This is a genomic window from Burkholderia sp. Tr-862 (assembly GCF_011753085.1).
Classification (GTDB): Bacteria; Pseudomonadota; Gammaproteobacteria; order Burkholderiales; family Burkholderiaceae; genus Burkholderia; species Burkholderia ambifaria.
In genome coordinates, this window is the sequence record NZ_VWWG01000066.1 from 20,139 (window position 1) to 36,350 (window position 16,212).

At 66.5% G+C, this 16,212-nt stretch carries 14 protein-coding genes and 1 pseudogene; 14 read left to right on the forward strand and 1 reads right to left on the reverse strand.

The window, feature by feature from the left end:
* Window positions 1-22: 22 nt before the first annotated feature.
* The 3 genes from F3J14_RS18895 to F3J14_RS18905 all read left to right on the forward strand — a co-directional run bounded on the left by F3J14_RS18895 (window position 23) and on the right by F3J14_RS18905 (window position 2,990).
* Window positions 23-1,783: a ShlB/FhaC/HecB family hemolysin secretion/activation protein gene (locus F3J14_RS18895; RefSeq protein ID WP_166724309.1), complete on the forward strand. Its 1,761-nt coding sequence runs from the start codon at window positions 23-25 to the stop codon at window positions 1,781-1,783.
* Between the two features lie 282 nt (window positions 1,784-2,065).
* The gene (locus F3J14_RS18900; protein ID WP_166724310.1) at window positions 2,066-2,470 is read left to right on the forward strand and encodes an Imm41 family immunity protein; all 405 of its coding nucleotides are present in this window, start codon (window positions 2,066-2,068) and stop codon (window positions 2,468-2,470) included.
* A 46-nt stretch (window positions 2,471-2,516) separates the two neighbouring features.
* Window positions 2,517-2,990 (forward strand): immunity 42 family protein, encoded by a 474-nt coding sequence (locus F3J14_RS18905; RefSeq protein WP_166724311.1) that lies wholly within the window; start codon window positions 2,517-2,519, stop codon window positions 2,988-2,990.
* Between the two features lie 260 nt (window positions 2,991-3,250).
* On the opposite strand, the gene F3J14_RS18910 is transcribed toward F3J14_RS18905, so the two are convergent.
* Window positions 3,251-4,201, reverse strand: a complete 951-nt coding sequence (locus tag F3J14_RS18910; RefSeq protein ID WP_166724312.1) for a LysR family transcriptional regulator — start codon at window positions 4,199-4,201, stop codon at window positions 3,251-3,253.
* A 114-nt stretch (window positions 4,202-4,315) separates the two neighbouring features.
* Between F3J14_RS18910 and F3J14_RS18915 the strand changes: the two genes are divergently transcribed.
* From F3J14_RS18915 to F3J14_RS35740, 11 genes and pseudogenes are all read left to right on the forward strand, one after another.
* A complete protein-coding gene (locus tag F3J14_RS18915; RefSeq protein WP_166724313.1) occupies window positions 4,316-6,067 on the forward strand; it encodes an IlvD/Edd family dehydratase in 1,752 nt (583 codons plus the stop codon).
* Window positions 6,068-6,300: 233 nt separating this feature from the next.
* Window positions 6,301-7,659, forward strand: a complete 1,359-nt coding sequence (locus tag F3J14_RS18920; protein WP_166724314.1) for an MFS transporter — start codon at window positions 6,301-6,303, stop codon at window positions 7,657-7,659.
* Window positions 7,660-7,711: 52 nt separating this feature from the next.
* A complete protein-coding gene (locus F3J14_RS18925; RefSeq protein ID WP_166724315.1) occupies window positions 7,712-8,641 on the forward strand; it encodes a dihydrodipicolinate synthase family protein in 930 nt (309 codons plus the stop codon).
* A 24-nt stretch (window positions 8,642-8,665) separates the two neighbouring features.
* A complete protein-coding gene (locus F3J14_RS18930; protein WP_166724316.1) occupies window positions 8,666-9,595 on the forward strand; it encodes a Gfo/Idh/MocA family oxidoreductase in 930 nt (309 codons plus the stop codon).
* An 81-nt stretch (window positions 9,596-9,676) separates the two neighbouring features.
* Window positions 9,677-10,681 (forward strand): arabinose ABC transporter substrate-binding protein, encoded by a 1,005-nt coding sequence (locus F3J14_RS18935; RefSeq protein WP_166724317.1) that lies wholly within the window; start codon window positions 9,677-9,679, stop codon window positions 10,679-10,681.
* Between the two features lie 20 nt (window positions 10,682-10,701).
* Window positions 10,702-12,264, forward strand: a complete 1,563-nt coding sequence (gene araG, locus F3J14_RS18940; RefSeq protein ID WP_166724318.1) for an L-arabinose ABC transporter ATP-binding protein AraG — start codon at window positions 10,702-10,704, stop codon at window positions 12,262-12,264.
* A 35-nt stretch (window positions 12,265-12,299) separates the two neighbouring features.
* On the forward strand, window positions 12,300-13,319 hold the full coding sequence (araH, locus tag F3J14_RS18945; RefSeq protein WP_166724319.1) for an L-arabinose ABC transporter permease AraH: 1,020 nt from the start codon (window positions 12,300-12,302) through the stop codon (window positions 13,317-13,319).
* A 45-nt stretch (window positions 13,320-13,364) separates the two neighbouring features.
* Complete coding sequence (locus tag F3J14_RS18950) at window positions 13,365-14,264, forward strand: SMP-30/gluconolactonase/LRE family protein (protein ID WP_166724320.1); 900 nt, start codon at window positions 13,365-13,367, stop codon at window positions 14,262-14,264.
* A 184-nt stretch (window positions 14,265-14,448) separates the two neighbouring features.
* Window positions 14,449-14,952 (forward strand): MarR family winged helix-turn-helix transcriptional regulator, encoded by a 504-nt coding sequence (locus tag F3J14_RS18955; RefSeq protein WP_166724321.1) that lies wholly within the window; start codon window positions 14,449-14,451, stop codon window positions 14,950-14,952.
* Between the two features lie 232 nt (window positions 14,953-15,184).
* Complete coding sequence (locus F3J14_RS18960; RefSeq protein WP_006750194.1) at window positions 15,185-16,015, forward strand: p-hydroxycinnamoyl CoA hydratase/lyase; 831 nt, start codon at window positions 15,185-15,187, stop codon at window positions 16,013-16,015.
* Between the two features lie 47 nt (window positions 16,016-16,062).
* A pseudogene (locus tag F3J14_RS35740) lies at window positions 16,063-16,212 on the forward strand (salicylaldehyde dehydrogenase); the annotation flags it as partial.

Genomic DNA, 16,212 nt, shown 5'->3' on the forward strand with positions numbered 1-16,212 from the left:
CAGTGTAAAAACTAACCACCAAATGACAATAACCAAACAGCTGGCGACCATGCCGTTCGCCGCGTTGATGGCGATCACCGTGCAGGCGCAGCAAGCCCCGACACCCGCCGACCAGGCTGCTGCCGCGCGCGCGAACGCGGAGCAGGATCGCCAAGCGCAACAGCAACGCGACGCACAGCAGCGCGACGCTGCGGTGCACGCGCCTTCGGTTCGTTCCGAGGTGCCGAGTGTCGAAGCGTATCCCGCGATTCCGGCCGAAACGCCCTGTTTTCGGATCGACCGGTTTGCGCTGGACGTACCGGACGCGTTGCCCAGCGCAGCGAAGGCGCAAGGCGCGTCGGCATTGCCGATGGATCGCTTCGCGTTCGCACGCGAATGGCTCGAACATTACTCGGGTGCGTGCGTCGGCAAGCGAGGCATCGATGTGCTGGTCAAGGGCCTGTCGCAAGCGATCCTTGCGCGCGGGTATGTCACCACGCGCGTGCTTGTGCCCGAACAGGACCTGTCTACCGGCACTCTCAAGTTTTCACTGATTCCCGGCGTAATCCGCCATGTGCGCTTCGTCGACGAAAAACTCCGCGGCACGTGGAAAACTGCCTTTCCGACGCGCGACGGCGAACTGCTGAACCTGCGCGATCTCGAACAAGGCCTCGAGCAAATGAAGCGCGTGACGAGCCAGGACGTGTCGATGCAGATCGTCCCCGCCGACGTGCCGGGCGAAAGCGATGTCGTACTCGACGTGAAGCGCGGCAAACCGTGGACGGTCGTCGCGTCGATCGACAACTCGGGCACGCGCGCGACCGGTCGCCTGCAGGGCAATCTGTCGCTCGGCATAGACAACCCCCTGGGCCTGAACGACATCTTCAACATCGGCGTGAGCCAGGACCTCGAATTCGGCGACAAGCGGCTCGGCTCGCACGGCTGGAACGGTTTTTATTCGATCCCGTGGGGCTACTGGACCGCGACGCTGTCGGCGTACACGAACACGTACTACCAGCAGATCGCCGGCGTGAATCAGACATTCATCGCGAGCGGCAATTCGAAGACGGTCGATTTCAAGCTGAACCGCGTGCTGTCGCGCAGCCAGAACGACGTGTTCGGCGCGCAGTTCCGCCTGTCGCGCCGATTCGGCCAGAGCTTCATCGAAGATACGGAAATTCCGCAGCAGCGCCGCAACAACACGTTCGTCGAGTTCGGCCTGACTGATCGCCATTATTTCGGCAACGCTCAGTTCGACGGGACGCTCGCGTACCGGCAGGGTATCGGCGCGTTCGGTGCGCAGGGCGACAGCCTCGCAGCAGACGGCGGCCCGACCTACCGCTACAAGATGGCCGTGCTCGACGCGAATCTGTCGGTGCCGTTCGCAATCGCGCAGCAGCCGTTCCGCTACGTGACGACGTTCCACGGACAGTACACGGGCAACACGCTGTACTACATCGACGATCTGACGATCGGCAGTCGTTACACCGTACGCGGATTCGACGGGGAGACGATGCTGGCCGCCTCCCGTGGCTTCTATTGGCGCAATGAATTGCAGGCGCCAATCGGCCAGACGGGGCAAGCGGTATATGCAGGGATCGACTACGGTCGCGTGTGGGGCCCGCAGCCGGTCGCCCTCGTCGGCACGCAACTGGCAGGGGCAGTAATCGGCTTGAAGGGCAGCGTCGCGACTCGCTTGGGTGCCTACGGTTACGACCTGTTTGCCGGCACGCCGATCTACAAGCCGTCCGGGTTTCCTACGGCTCGCGTGGCGGTTGGTTTTCAGGTCACCGCACAGTTCTGAAGAAGGAAGCGCGATCCGATACTCGGCCCGTCGTCGTCGGGGACGGCGGCGGCGAGGATCGGGAACCGACAGATTTTCCGACCGCGTCAATCACTGCGCTGTTGTCGTGGCGTCACGAGCCGTCTCCGCGCCGTCCCCGTGGCGTTGCCAGTGTTCGCACCGACGCAAGGACAACGCTCCGGCTGAGCGCCGCTTAATTCCGCTCCCGCGTTTTAGATAAGACTGATGCAGGGCAGGGGCGCAGGATTAAGATCAAGTGAAATGCAAAACTGGAGCGAAAGAATGGACCCGAGAGCTATTGTTAAAAAAAATGTCTTCGCATCGCCTGCCTACGACGCAAAATCCTTTTCTGGTGTCTTGCACGAGCGAGGAATCTGGGAAGACGAACAATATTGGCTACTGGAGTCGGCGTTGTATGCACTCGCCCACGAAGGGACGATCGCAGTCGATCTGTACGCGGAAGTTTTTCATATTTTCGATTTTGTGACGAATGCTATTTGTTCTCATCTCGACCAGAACGATTCGTACGAGATAGAAAACATTGATCTCGAGAAGGTATATGATTTGCGCGAGCGAATCCGCATGGTCTTCGCAGGATTTTTCGTCAGGAAAATGCCGGATCAAGAAGTGTACTTCAATGATAGAAATCCATTGCTCGCGAGTAAGGCGGGAGACAAAGACTGCTAAGATTTCGATCGGCGGAAGACCATTGATTGGATTTAAGAGGAAATAGATGCTATCTGGCAACCCTGACACGTTCGCCATTTGGTTCGACTCAGTTGAATCTTGGTCGACCGATAGTTTCAAGAACGGATGCTTTGGCTGCTTCGTCGCAGGAGAGCTAATTTGGTCCATGCGGTCTACTCTTGGAGTTGATCTTCATGGCCTTAGTCTGCTGCACTCCATGAACTATCCCGTCGAAAACGAGGAAATTTTTAATTTACCCCCGGATTTCGCATATGAGCGGCTTTGCAAACTTGCTTTTCCTTCGCTCGATTCGGATGCCGAAGTCAGCGATTTCAAACACCTCGTATCACCGGAAAGTCTCTCTGATGAAGGGTGTTACCTATTTCTTGTGGAGCTGGGAGAGCAGGCGAAGCTAATCGCTGGTGTCAAGAAAGACCTCGGCAGCGTTCGGCAAGTTATTTTGAAACGCGGAGAATTTCAAGAGGTCGTGAGACGCGCGATTGAGCGGTTCCCGGTATAGAAGAGAAGAATTGATTGCACGCAGAGGTTTGTCACGCGCCGAATACAGACGGCGCGCTTGTGTCGGTACTTGATAAGAAGAGGTTTCATAAGGCTGTTCAGCGCGCCGGAGCATATTCCAGAAGATCAGCCGCAACGGAGTCATGGCGCTGCTGTCGTGGCGTCACGAGCCGTCTCCGCTCCGTCCGCGTGGCGCCGCCACGGTTCGCACCGACGCAAGGACAACGCTCTGACTGAGCGCCGCTTAATTCCGCATCGGCCTCACACCCCCACCCCATACACCTCTCGCGCAGCTGCCCGAATCGCCTCCGCCATCACCGCGACGGCCGGCGAATGCAGCCGGTCGGTGCGCGTGATGATCCCGAAATCGTCCATCCGGCAATCCATCTCCAGCGGCAGCACCGACACGATGCCATGTCGCGCGTAGTACAGCGCGACGTCCTCCGCGAGCACCGCGATCATGTCGCTCTGCTCGATCAACTGCGTGATGAACAGCAGCGCGGCCGTCTCGACGACGTTCGCGGGCGGCGCGAGGCTCGCGCGCTGGAACACGAGCTCGAAGCGGTGGCGCAGCACGCTGCCGGCCGGCGGCATGACCCACGCGGCACGCTGCACGTCGGCAAGCGACAGCGGCGCCTGCGCGAGCAGCGGATGGCCGGGCCGCACGACCGCCGCGACCGGCTCGCCGGTCAGCGGCTCGTAGCGCAGGTGCAGCTTGTCGTGTTCGGCCGACAGCCGGCCGAGCACGATGTCGAGCTTGTCCTGCGCGAGGTGTTCGAGCAGCACATTGCTCGTGTCGATCGCGACAGACACGCGCACGTTTGCATGCGTGCCCTTCACCGCGGCGACGGCCGGCGGCACGAGCCGCAACCCCGGCGACGTGATCGCACCCACCGCCACATGCCCGAGATGGCCGGCCTTCAGCGCGGCCAGCTCCTCGCGCGCCTGGTCGAGGCTGCCGAGCGCCGCGCGCGCGTGGCGGATCAGCGCGTCGCCATACAGCGTCGGCCGCATCCCGCGCGGCAGGCGCTCGAACAGCACCGCGCCGATCGATTCCTCGAGCTCGCGCAGCAGCTTCGACGCGGCCGGCTGCGTCATGTTCAGCGCGGCCGCCGCGCGGTGAATGCTGCCTTCGTCGGCGAGCGCGACGACCAGCAGGAGCTGGCGCGTCTTCAGGCGGCTGCGGTTTCCCCATGGGCTGGCTTCGAGCATGGTACGGGTTTATATCGATATCGGAATCGATATCGTAATCGCCTAAAACGTCATTAGCGAGTTATCAAAATTCTGCCTAGACTGCGCCGGTATCCCGTCACCACAGGACTGACGATGTCGGCAACAAAACCCAGGCTGCGCTCCACCCAATGGTTCGGCACGAACGACAAGAACGGCTTCATGTATCGAAGCTGGATGAAGAACCAGGGCATCCCCGATCATGAGTTCGACGGTCGGCCGATCATCGGCATCTGCAATACGTGGTCCGAACTGACGCCGTGCAATGCGCACTTCCGCAAGCTCGCCGAGCACGTGAAGCGCGGGATCTTCGAGGCGGGCGGGTTCCCGGTCGAGTTCCCGGTGTTCTCGAATGGTGAATCGAACCTGCGGCCGTCCGCGATGCTCACGCGCAACCTGGCGTCGATGGACGTCGAGGAAGCGATCCGCGGCAATCCGATCGACGCGGTCGTGCTGCTCGCCGGCTGCGACAAGACGACCCCCGCGCTGCTGATGGGCGCGGCGAGCTGCGACGTGCCGGCGATCGTCGTGTCGGGCGGCCCGATGCTGAACGGCAAGCTCGAGGGCAAGAACATCGGTTCGGGTACCGCCGTCTGGCAACTGCACGAATCGCTGAAGGCGGGCGAGATCGACCTGCATCACTTCCTGTCGGCCGAAGCCGGCATGTCGCGCTCGGCCGGCACCTGCAACACGATGGGCACCGCGTCGACGATGGCGTGCATGGCCGAGGCGCTCGGCGTGGCGCTGCCGCACAACGCGGCGATTCCGGCCGTCGATTCGCGCCGCTACGTGCTCGCGCACATGTCCGGTATCCGGATCGTCGGGATGGCGCTCGAAGGGCTCGTGCTGTCGAAGGTCCTGACGCGCGCGGCGTTCGAGAACGCGATCCGCGCGAACGCGGCGATCGGCGGCTCGACCAACGCGGTGATCCACCTGAAGGCGATCGCCGGCCGCATCGGCGTGCCGCTCGAACTCGAGGACTGGATGCGCATCGGCCGCGACACGCCGACGATCGTCGACCTGATGCCGTCCGGGCGCTTCCTGATGGAGGAGTTCTATTACGCGGGCGGCCTGCCGGCCGTGCTGCGCCGGCTCGGCGAAGGCGGGCTGCTGCCGCACCCCGACGCGCTGACCGTCAACGGCAAGTCGCTGTGGGACAACGTGCGCGAAGCGCCGAACTACGACGACGAGGTGATCCGCCCGCTCGACCGGCCGCTGATCGCCGACGGCGGGATCTGCATCCTGCGCGGCAATCTCGCGCCGCGCGGCGCAGTGCTGAAGCCGTCGGCGGCGAGCCCCGAGCTGCTGAAGCATCGCGGTCGCGCGGTGGTGTTCGAGAACCTCGATCACTACAAGGCGACGATCAACGACGAAGCGCTCGACGTCGATGCGAGTTCGGTGCTGGTGCTGAAGAACTGCGGGCCGCGCGGTTATCCGGGGATGGCCGAGGTCGGCAACATGGGACTGCCGCCGAAGCTGCTGCGCCAGGGCGTGAAGGACATGGTACGGATCTCGGACGCGCGGATGAGCGGCACCGCGTACGGCACGGTCGTGCTGCACGTCGCGCCGGAAGCGGCCGCGGGCGGGCCGCTCGCCGCCGTGCGCAACGGCGACTGGATCGAGCTCGACTGCGAGGCCGGCACGCTGCACCTGGACATTCCGGACGACGAACTGCAGCGCCGCCTGTCCGACGTCGATCCGACTGCGGCGCCGGGCGTGGCCGGGCAGGTCGGCAAGGGCGGCTACGCGCGGCTGTATATCGATCACGTGCTGCAGGCCGACGAGGGGTGCGATCTGGACTTCCTGGTCGGCATGCGCGGCGCGGACGTGCCGAGCCATTCGCATTGAGACAAACGGATGGCGGCGGGGCCTGAGGGAAGCACGGTGAAGTGCTGGCTGTGGCAGGGCGCTCATCCGGGCCGGCCGCAAAGTATGGGATGTACGTAAGCGCTGAAGCGCCAGCGTACGTCGACCGCGAAGCAAGGGGCCCTCGCAAGCGCTAAAGCGCCAACGGAGGCCGACCGCGAAGCATGGGGCCCCCGTAAGCGCCAAGACGCTAACGGGGGCCGACAGGAGACAAGATGACGACGCAGTACACGCCCGCACACGCCGTGGCGGAACAGTCCGATTCGCCGGCAGCCGTCGACGAACGGCAACTGACCCGCCTGCTCACGCGCAAGCTGGTGCCGTTCCTCGCGCTGATCTACGTGGTCGCCTACGTCGACCGTACCGTGGTCGGCTTCGCGAAGCTGCACATGAACGCGGCGATCGGCCTCGGCGATGCCGCGTACGGGCTCGGCGCCGGACTGTTCTTCATCGGCTACTTCCTGTGCGAAGTGCCGAGCAACCTCGCGCTCGGACGCTTCGGCGCACGCGTCTGGTTCGCGCGCATCCTCGCGACGTGGGGCGTGATCACGATCGCGATGGCACTCGTGCAGGGGCCGGCCAGTTTCTACGTGCTGCGCTTCCTGCTTGGCGCGGCCGAAGCCGGCCTGTATCCCGGCATCCTGTACTTCCTCACGCAATGGTTCCCGATGCGCGACCGTGCCCGCGTGATCGGCCTGCTCGTGCTCGCGCAGCCGCTCGCCGGCATCGTGACGGGCCCGCTCGCCGGGTGGCTGCTGTCGACGCACGGGTGGTTCGGCCTGTCGGACTGGCAGACGTTGTTCGTCGTCAGCGGCTTGCCGGCCGTGCTGCTCGCATGGCCCACGCTTCGGTTGTTGCCCGAGTCGCCCGCGCATGCGCGCTGGCTGAACGACGACCAGCGCCGCTGGATCGCGCGGCAGCTCGCCGCCGACCGCGACACGTATCGACCCGCTTCGCACGGCAATCCGCTCGCCGCACTGCGCGATCGCCGCGTGCTGCTGCTCGCCGCGCTGTTCCTGCCGTTTCCGCTGTGCATCTACGGGCTGTCGCTCTGGCTGCCGACGATCATCCACGCATTCGGCGCCGGCGATGCGGCGACCGGGCTGCTGTCCGCGGTGCCGTATCTGTTCGCGGTGGTCGGCCTGCTCGTCGTGCCGCGCCATTCGGACCGCAAGCGCGAGCGCTACTGGCACATCGTCGTCGTGTCGGCGGCGGCCGCCGTGACGATGGCCGCGAGCGCATGGGTGCGGCAGCCCGCGCTGCAGTTCGCCTTCATCTGCCTCACCGCGTTCTCGCTCTATTCGATCCAGGCCGTCGTGTGGGCGCTGCCCGGCGAATTCCTGACCGGCACGAGTGCGGCGGTCGGCATCGCCGCGATCAATTCGCTCGCGAATCTCGGCGGCTACTTCGGGCCGTACGGCATCGGCCTGATCAAGGCATCGACCGGCAGTCTCGCGGCCGGCCTGTACTTTCTCGCGGCGACGCTGTTGTTCGCGGTGCTGATGACGTTCGTGGTCCGGGCCGCGCTGCGCGGGCCCGAGCCGGCCGCGGGCGCATTCGCCCGCGAATCCTGAACGCCTTGTTTTTCCGGCTGAACGCCGATTCGACCGACGCAGGACCCGAACCATGACATCGAGCAGCACACCGCGCTATCGCGGCATCTTCCCCGTCGTCCCGACGACGTTTTCCGAGACCGGCGAGCTCGACCTCGCGAGCCAGAAGCGCGCGGTCGATTTCATGATCGATGCGGGCTCGGACGGGCTGTGCATCCTCGCGAACTTCTCCGAGCAATTCGCGATCACCGACGACGAACGCGACGTGCTCACGCGCACGATTCTCGAACACGTCGCCGGCCGCGTGCCGGTGATCGTCACGACGTCGCACTACAGCACGCAGGTGTGCGCGGCGCGCAGCCTGCGCGCGCAGCAGCTCGGCGCGGCGATGGTGATGACGATGCCGCCGTATCACGGCGCGACGTTCCGCGTGCCCGAAGCGCAGATCGTCGACTTCTATGCGCGCGTGTCGGATGCGATCGACATCCCGATCATGATTCAGGATGCGCCCGCGAGCGGCACCGTGCTGTCCGCGCCGTTGCTTGCGCGGATGGCGCGCGAGATCGAGCAGGTCGCGTACTTCAAGATCGAGACGCCCGGCGCCGCGAACAAGCTGCGCGAGCTGATCCGGCTCGGCGGCGACGCAATCGAAGGGCCGTGGGACGGCGAGGAGGCGATCACGCTGCTCGCCGACCTGCATGCCGGCGCGACCGGCGCGATGACGGGCGGCGCGTATCCGGACGGCATCCGGCCGATCCTCGAAGCGTGGCGCGAAGGGCGGCAGGACGACGCGTACGCACGCTACCAGGCGTGGCTGCCGCTGATCAATCACGAGAACCGCCAGTCCGGCATTCTCACCGCGAAGGCGCTGATGCGCGAAGGCGGTGTGATCGCGTGCGAGCGGCCGCGGCATCCGATGTCGGAACTGCATCCGGACACGCGCGCGGAGCTGCTCGCGATTGCGCGCCGGCTCGATCCGCTCGTGCTGCGCTGGGCGCACTGACCGAGTAGCGAAGGAGGAACGCAGATGAGCAAGGTGATTTCGCTGGGCGTGATCGGGATCGGCAAGATCGCGCGTGACCAGCATTTGCCCGCAATCGCCGCCGAACCGGGCTTCGCGCTGACCGCGTGCGCGAGCCGTCACGCGGAAGTCAACGGCGTGCGCAATTATCCGGAGCTGGGTGCGCTGCTGGCCGCCGAGCGCGAGCTCGAGGCGGTGTCGCTATGCGCGCCGCCGCAGGTGCGCTACGCGCAGGCACGCGCGGCGCTCGAAGCCGGCAAGCACGTGATGCTCGAGAAACCGCCGGGCGCGACGCTGGGCGAAGTGGCCGCGCTGGACGCGCTCGCGCGCGAACGCGGCCTCACGCTGTTCGCGACCTGGCATTCGCGCTGCGCGAGCGCGGTTGAGCCGGCACGCGCGTGGCTCGCGACGCGTACGATCCGCGCGGTTCAGGTGCGCTGGAAGGAAGACGTGCGGCGCTGGCATCCGGGGCAGCAGTGGATCTGGGAGCCGGGCGGCCTCGGCGTGTTCGATCCCGGCATCAACGCGCTGTCGATCGTCACGCGGATCCTGCCGCGCGAGCTCGTGCTGCGCGAAGCGACGCTCTACGTGCCGAGCGACGTGCAGACGCCGATCGCGGCCGAACTCGATTGCGCCGATACGGACGGCGTGCCCGTGCACGCGGAATTCGACTGGCGGCACGGCCCCGTCGAGCAATGGGAGATCGCGGTCGACACGTCGGACGGCGTGCTCGCGATCAGCCGCGGCGGCGCGCAACTGTCGATCGGCGGCGAGCCGGTCGAGATCGGCCCGCAGCGCGAGTATCCGGCGCTGTATGCTCACTTCCGCGCGCTGATCGCGCGCGGCGAAAGCGACGTCGACGTACGGCCGTTGCGGCTCGTCGCCGATGCGTTCCTGTTCGGGCGGCGCGTCGGCACCGACGCGTTCGGCCGCTGAAAAGGTGCCGGCGCGCACCATCGCGAGCGCGACCGTGTACGACGGATGTTGAAGACCCAAGCCAATACAAGGAGACACCGCATGAACCGCATGACTCGCCGACACACCCTGCGCGCACTGTTGGCCGCGCTTTGCCTCGCGCCGCTCGGGATGCAGGGCGCCGCGCACGCCGATGCGCCGCTGAAGATCGGCTTCCTGGTGAAGATGCCCGAGCAGGCATGGTTCATCAACGAGCAGAACGCGGCCGCCACGCTCGGCCAGAAGGAGAACTTCTCGGTCGTGAAGATCGGCACGCCGGACGGCGAGAAGGTGCTCGCCGCGATCGACAACCTCGGCTCGCAAGGCGCGCAGGGCTTCGTGATCTGCGCGCCCGACGTGCGCCTCGGGCCGGCGATCGCCGCGCGCGCGAAGCGCTACAACATGAAGTTCGTGACCGTCGACGACCAGCTCGTCGACTCGACCGGCAAGCCGCTGTCGAACGTGCCGCATCTCGGGATGTCGGCGATCAAGATCGGCAACCAGGTCGGCCAGGCGATCGCCGACGAGATGAAGCGGCGCGGCTGGAAGCCGGAGGAAGTCGGCGCGCTGCGCATCACCAACTACGAGCTGCCGACCGCGAAGCTGCGCACCGACGGCGCGACGCAGGCGCTGCTCGCGAACGGCTTCCGCAAGGAGAACATTTTCGACGCGCCGCAGAAGACGACCGACGACGAAGGCGGCTTCAGCGCCGCCGCGCCCGTGCTCGCGCGCCATCCGAACGTGAAGAAGTGGGTGGTCTACGCGCTGAACGAGGAAACCGTGCTCGGCGCGGTGCGCGCGACCGAACAGCTGCACATCCCGGCGGCCGACGTGATCGGCGTCGGCATCAACGGCGCGGGCGAGGCGTTCGCCGAATTCCAGAAGAAGGAGCCGACCGGCTTCTACGGGACGATCGCGGTCAGCTCGACGAACCACGGCAAGGACAGCACGCAGAACCTCGTCGACTGGATCCGCAACGGCAAGACGCCGCCGGCCGACACGCAGACGAGCGGCAAGCTGATGACGCGCGCGAACTGGCAGGCCGTGCGCACCGAGCTCGGCATCTGAGCGTGCGAGGCGACGACGCGATGACGATGCAGACGATGACGGCCGTGTCCGGCAACGATGACGCGGCCCAGCACGGCGCCGCCGCGCCGCCGCCCGGCGGCGCGCTGCTCGCGCTCGACGGGATCACGGTGACGTTCCCGGGCGTGCGCGCGCTCGATGCCGTGTCGCTGTCGGTGCGCGCGGGCGAAGTGCACGGGCTGATGGGCGAGAACGGCGCGGGCAAGTCGACGCTGTTGAAAGTGCTGTCCGGCGTGAACCAGCCGCAGGCCGGCACGCTGACGCTGAACGGCACGGTGCAGCGCTTCGCGTCGACGCGCGCCGCGCTCGAGGCCGGCATCGCGATCATCTACCAGGAGCTGCATCTGGTGCCGGAGCTGACGGTCGCGGAGAACCTGATGCTCGGGCAGCTGCCGAGCCGACTCGGCGTGGTCGACGAGCGCGCGCTCGCGGTGCGGGCGCTCGATGCGCTGGAGCGTCTCGGCGAGCACATCGATCCGGACATCCCGGTGAAGTATTTGTCGATCGGCCAGCGCCAGATGATCGAGATCGGTAAGGCGCTGATGCGCGACGCGCGCGTGATCGCGTTCGACGAACCGACGAGTTCGCTGTCCGCGCGCGAGACGACACAGCTGTTCCGGATCATCCGTTCGCTGCGCGCGGAGGGGCGCGCGATCATCTACGTCACGCACCGGATGGAGGAAGTCGACGCGCTGTGCGACCGCGTGACGGTGTTCCGCGACGGCCGCCGCATCGAGACGTTCGAATCGGTCGCCGATCTCGATCGCGACCAGCTGATCGGCTGCATGGTCGGCCGCTCGATCGAGGACGTGTACGGCTACCGGCCGCGCACGGCCGGCGACGTGATGATCGAGGCGAAGGGGCTGACCGGGCCCGGCTTGTCCGAACCGGTGTCGTTCGCCGCGCGCCGCGGCGAGATCGTCGGCTTCTTCGGGCTCGTCGGCGCGGGCCGCTCCGAGCTGATGAAGCTGCTGTACGGCGCGACGCGCCCGAGCGGCGGCCACGTCGAGCTGGGCGGCAAGCGCGTCGCGTTTTCGAGCCCGCGCCATGCGGTGCGCGCCGGCATCGCGCTGTGCCCGGAGGATCGCAAGCAGGAAGGCATCGTCGCGATCGCGTCGGTGGCCGACAACCTGAACATCAGCGCGCGCCGTCATTTCAGCCCGGCGCGCGTGCTGCTCGACGCGCGGCGCGAACGCGAGCTCGCGCAACGCTACATCGAGCGGCTCGCGATCAAGACCCGCGACGGCGACACGCCGATCGGCGCGCTGTCGGGCGGCAACCAGCAGAAGGTCGTGCTCGCGCGCTGGCTGGCCGAGCGCATCGACGTGTTCCTGATGGACGAGCCGACGCGCGGCATCGATGTCGGCGCGCGCGCGGAAATCTACAACCTGTTCTACGAACTCGCGGAAGCGGGCCGCACGGTGATCCTCGTGTCGAGCGACCTGGCCGAGGTGATCGGCGTGTCGGACCGGATCATCGTGATGAAGGAAGGACGGATCGCGGGCGAAGTCGCGAAGGCGCAGGCGACGCCCGACGCGCTGATCAAGCTCGCGCTGCCGCGTTAGCGCCGTGCAGTCAACCGGAAAGCAACTGAACTGATATGAGCCAGGCAATGCAACCCCAACGCACTTCCCCGTCCCCGGATGCCACGGCCGCGCCCGCGCGAGCGCGCGGCGGCGTGTGGCAACTGATCAACCGCTCCGGCATCGTGATGGTGTTTCTCGTGCTGTTCGCGACGCTGTCGCTGACCGTGCCGGACTTCCTCACGCCGCGCAACATCCAGGGCCTCTTGCTGTCGGTCACGCTGATCGGTTCGATCGCGGTGACGATGATGTTCGTGCTCGCGCTCGGCGAAGTCGACCTGTCGGTCGCATCGATCGTCGCGTTCTCGGGCGTCGTCGCGTCGACGCTGATCACCGCGACACACAGCGTGCTGTTCGGCACCGTGGCCGGCATCCTCGCGGGCGGCGCGGTCGGGCTCGTGAACGGCGTGCTGATCGCGCGCTGGCGGATCAATTCGCTGATCGTCACGCTCGCGATGATGGAAGTCGTGCGCGGGCTCGCGTTCATTACGTCGAACGGCGACGCGGTGATGATCTCCGAGGAGCGCTTCTTCGAGCTCGGCGCCGGCTCGTTCCTCGGCATCTCGTATCCGATCTGGAGCAACATCATTGGCTTCGTCGTGTTCGGCTTCCTGCTGCGCAAGACGGTGTTCGGCAAGAACGTGCTGGCCGTCGGCGGCAACGGCGAGGCCGCGCTGCTCGCGGGGCTGCCGGTGATGCGCATCAAGATCGCGGTGTTCGTGTTGCAAGGGCTCGTGACCGGCTTCGCCGGCGTGATGCTCGCGTCGCGGATGAGCCTTGGCGACCCGAAGACGTCGGTCGGCCTCGAGCTGGGCGTGATCTCCGCGTGCGTGCTCGGCGGTGTGTCGCTGACGGGCGGCGTGGCGACGATCTCCGGCGTGCTGGTCGGCGTGCTGATCATGGGCTCCGTGCAGGACGCGATGAGCCTGTTGAACGTGCCGACCTTTTACCAATATCTGATACGCGGCGGAATTCTGTTGCTCGCGGTGCTGTTCGACCAGTATCGTCGCAACCAGCGGCGCGCGATGAAGATCTGACGAATGCGCGGCTGCCTGCGAATGCAACAAGTATCGGGAGACGGAATGCAACAGATTGATCCGGCCGCGTCGGCGACGCGGCTGGCGGACACCCGCAACACGCTCGGCGAAGGCGCGACGTGGTGCGACAAGACGCACGCGCTGTATTGGGTGGATATCGAAGGCGCGCAACTGTGGCGCTGCCGCGCGGACGGTTCGGACCTCGCGCAGTGGCCGATGCCCGAAAGGCTTGCGTGCTTCGCGCTGACGCACGATCCGGACGTGCTGCTCGTCGGGCTCGCGACGCATCTCGCGTTTTTCGACCTGCGCAGCGGCGCGTTCACTCGGATTGTCGACGTCGAACCCGAGTTGCCGACGCGCCTGAACGACGGGCGCTGCGATCCGTCCGGCGCGTTCGTGTTCGGGATGAAGGACGAGGGCGGTGACCCGCCGCGCGCGGTCGGCGGGTTTTACCGGCTCAATGCCGACCTCACGCTCGAACGGCTCGCGTTGCCGCCGGCCGCGATCGCGAACAGCATCGCGTTCTCGCCGGACGGCTCGAAGATGTACTTCTGCGATTCGCTCGTGCGTGAAATCCTCGTGTGCGATTACGGCCGCGCCGGTGTGGCCGGCGTGCGGCCGTTCGTGCGGCTGACCGATGCGGACGGCGACCCGGACGGCTCGACGATGGACCGCGACGGCGGCCTGTGGAACGCGCAGTGGGGCGGCCGGCGGGTGGTGCGCTACGCCGCGGACGGCGTCGAGACGGAACGCATCGCGGTGCCGACCGCGCAGCCGAGCTGCGTGACGCTCGATGGCGAAGGCCGGTTGTACGTGACGAGCGCGCGCGTCGGGTTGAGCGACGACGCGCTGGCGAGCGACGCCGACGCCGGCGGCGTGTTCGTTGCGCAGACGCGCTATGCGGGGTTGCCGACTGCGCGATTCGTGGGCGCGCCGCGCGGCTGATCGCGGATTGGATCCCGTTCATGGGATGCCGCTGACGCAGCGGGCTTCACTGTCACGCTCGCGGCCCGCCGCGCATGCATGAGCGCGCGGCGGCCGTCCCACCGGTCGTCCGACTTCCCGGAACACCCCGTTCGCCCTGTCGACGTGCTGGTAAGATGGCCCGCAATTCCATCCCGCCCGCACCATGAGTTCCGCACCGACCAAGCCCGCGCATCCGAAGAACACCGCGAAGAACGCCGCCCGCGCGACGGGCGACAAGCCGAAGGCGCGCGCGCCGCAGCGTCTGACCTACGTGATCGGCGGTCTCGACCGGCTGCTGCGCCGGCATATGACCGACGCGCTCGCACCGCTCGGCATCACGCTCGCGCAATACACGGCGCTGTCCGTGCTGGAGGCGCGCGGTGCGTCGTCGAATGCGCAACTGGCCGAGCGCTCGTGGATCACGCCGCAATCGGCGAACGAGGTGATGAGCGTGATGGCCGCCCGCGGCTTCGTCACGCGCGAGGCCGACCCGTCGCACGGCCGCATTATCCTGCTGACGCTGACCGACGAAGGCGCGGCGATGCTGCGTGAATGTGAAGCCGTGCTGCGCCCGCTCGAGACACGCATGCTCGGCGACATCTCCGCCGACGACGCCGCGCACGTGCAGCGCGCGCTCGAACTGTTCTCGCGCAACCTGCGCGGCTGACCGACCCCCTTTCGCCCCTTTTCAAACCTTCACGGCGCGGGCCGCGCGGCCCGCGTTCGCGTTGCCGGTCGCCCGACCGTTCCCCGATTCCGTCGCTTCGCCCGCCTTCCGCTCCGGGTTTACACCGGCGCTCGTGCCGCTTGCAATATCAGGTAGCCTGATATTAAATGAAGCCGTCCGCAGCAGGAATGCTGCGCACCGAATCGCACAGGAACGAACGACAGGAACAGACATGAGCAAGTACGACAACCGCTGGCAGACCGTTGAAGTGAACGTGGAGGCCGGCATCGCATGGGTGACGCTGAACCGTCCGGACAAGCGCAACGCGATGAGCCCGACGCTGAACCAGGAAATGCTGCAGGTCCTCGACGCGGTCGAGTTCGACGACGAGGCGAAGGTGCTGGTGCTGACCGGCGCGGGCAGCGCGTGGACGGCCGGCATGGATCTGAAGGAATATTTCCGCGAGATCGACGGCGGCTCCGACGCGCTGCAGGAAAAGGTGCGGCGCGACGCGTCGGAATGGCAGTGGCGCCGTCTGCGGATGTACAACAAGCCGACGATCGCGATGGTGAACGGCTGGTGCTTCGGCGGCGGGTTCTCGCCGCTCGTCGCGTGCGACCTCGCGATCGCGGCGGACGAAGCGGTGTTCGGGCTGTCGGAGATCAACTGGGGCATCCCGCCGGGCAACCTCGTCAGCAAGGCGATGGCCGACACGGTCGGGCATCGCCGCGCGCTGCACTACATCATGACCGGCGACACGTTCACCGGCGTCGAAGCGGCGGAAATGGGCCTCGTGAACAGCAGCGTGCCGCTGGCCGGGCTGCGCGACGCGACGATCGCGCTCGCCGCACGGCTGATGGACAAGAACCCGGTCGTGCTGCGCGCGGCGAAGCATGGCTTCAAGCGTTCGCGCGAACTCACGTGGGAGCAGTGCGAGGATTATCTGTATGCGAAGCTCGACCAGGCGCAGTTGCGCGATCCGGAGCGCGGCCGCGAGCAGGGGCTGAAGCAGTTCCTCGACGACAAGGCGATCAAGCCGGGCCTGCAGGCATACAAGCGCTGATATCACCGCCGACGCAACCGCAAGAGACAGGCAAGGCAGGAGACGACATGACCGACAGACGGATGCTGATCGGGGGCGAGTGGTGCACCGCCCGCGACGGGCGAACCTTCGACCGATTCAACCCCGCGACGGGCGCGCTTGCGTCGCGCGCGCCGGCGGCCGGCGTGGCCGACGCCGACGCGGCGATCGACGCCGCG

Excerpts from the sequence above, each read along its gene's own strand:
- F3J14_RS18895 (WP_166724309.1), top strand. The coding sequence starts at position 23 with ATGACAATAACCAAACAGCTGGCGACCATGCCGTTCGCCGCGTTGATG.
- F3J14_RS18900 (WP_166724310.1), top strand. The coding sequence starts at position 2,066 with ATGGACCCGAGAGCTATTGTTAAAAAAAATGTCTTCGCATCGCCTGCC.
- F3J14_RS18905 (WP_166724311.1), top strand. The coding sequence starts at position 2,517 with ATGCTATCTGGCAACCCTGACACGTTCGCCATTTGGTTCGACTCAGTT.
- F3J14_RS18910 (WP_166724312.1), bottom strand. The coding sequence starts at position 4,201 with ATGCTCGAAGCCAGCCCATGGGGAAACCGCAGCCGCCTGAAGACGCGC.
- F3J14_RS18915 (WP_166724313.1), top strand. The coding sequence starts at position 4,316 with ATGTCGGCAACAAAACCCAGGCTGCGCTCCACCCAATGGTTCGGCACG.
- F3J14_RS18920 (WP_166724314.1), top strand. The coding sequence starts at position 6,301 with ATGACGACGCAGTACACGCCCGCACACGCCGTGGCGGAACAGTCCGAT.
- F3J14_RS18925 (WP_166724315.1), top strand. The coding sequence starts at position 7,712 with ATGACATCGAGCAGCACACCGCGCTATCGCGGCATCTTCCCCGTCGTC.
- F3J14_RS18930 (WP_166724316.1), top strand. The coding sequence starts at position 8,666 with ATGAGCAAGGTGATTTCGCTGGGCGTGATCGGGATCGGCAAGATCGCG.
- F3J14_RS18935 (WP_166724317.1), top strand. The coding sequence starts at position 9,677 with ATGAACCGCATGACTCGCCGACACACCCTGCGCGCACTGTTGGCCGCG.
- araG (WP_166724318.1), top strand. The coding sequence starts at position 10,702 with ATGACGATGCAGACGATGACGGCCGTGTCCGGCAACGATGACGCGGCC.
- araH (WP_166724319.1), top strand. The coding sequence starts at position 12,300 with ATGAGCCAGGCAATGCAACCCCAACGCACTTCCCCGTCCCCGGATGCC.
- F3J14_RS18950 (WP_166724320.1), top strand. The coding sequence starts at position 13,365 with ATGCAACAGATTGATCCGGCCGCGTCGGCGACGCGGCTGGCGGACACC.
- F3J14_RS18955 (WP_166724321.1), top strand. The coding sequence starts at position 14,449 with ATGAGTTCCGCACCGACCAAGCCCGCGCATCCGAAGAACACCGCGAAG.
- F3J14_RS18960 (WP_006750194.1), top strand. The coding sequence starts at position 15,185 with ATGAGCAAGTACGACAACCGCTGGCAGACCGTTGAAGTGAACGTGGAG.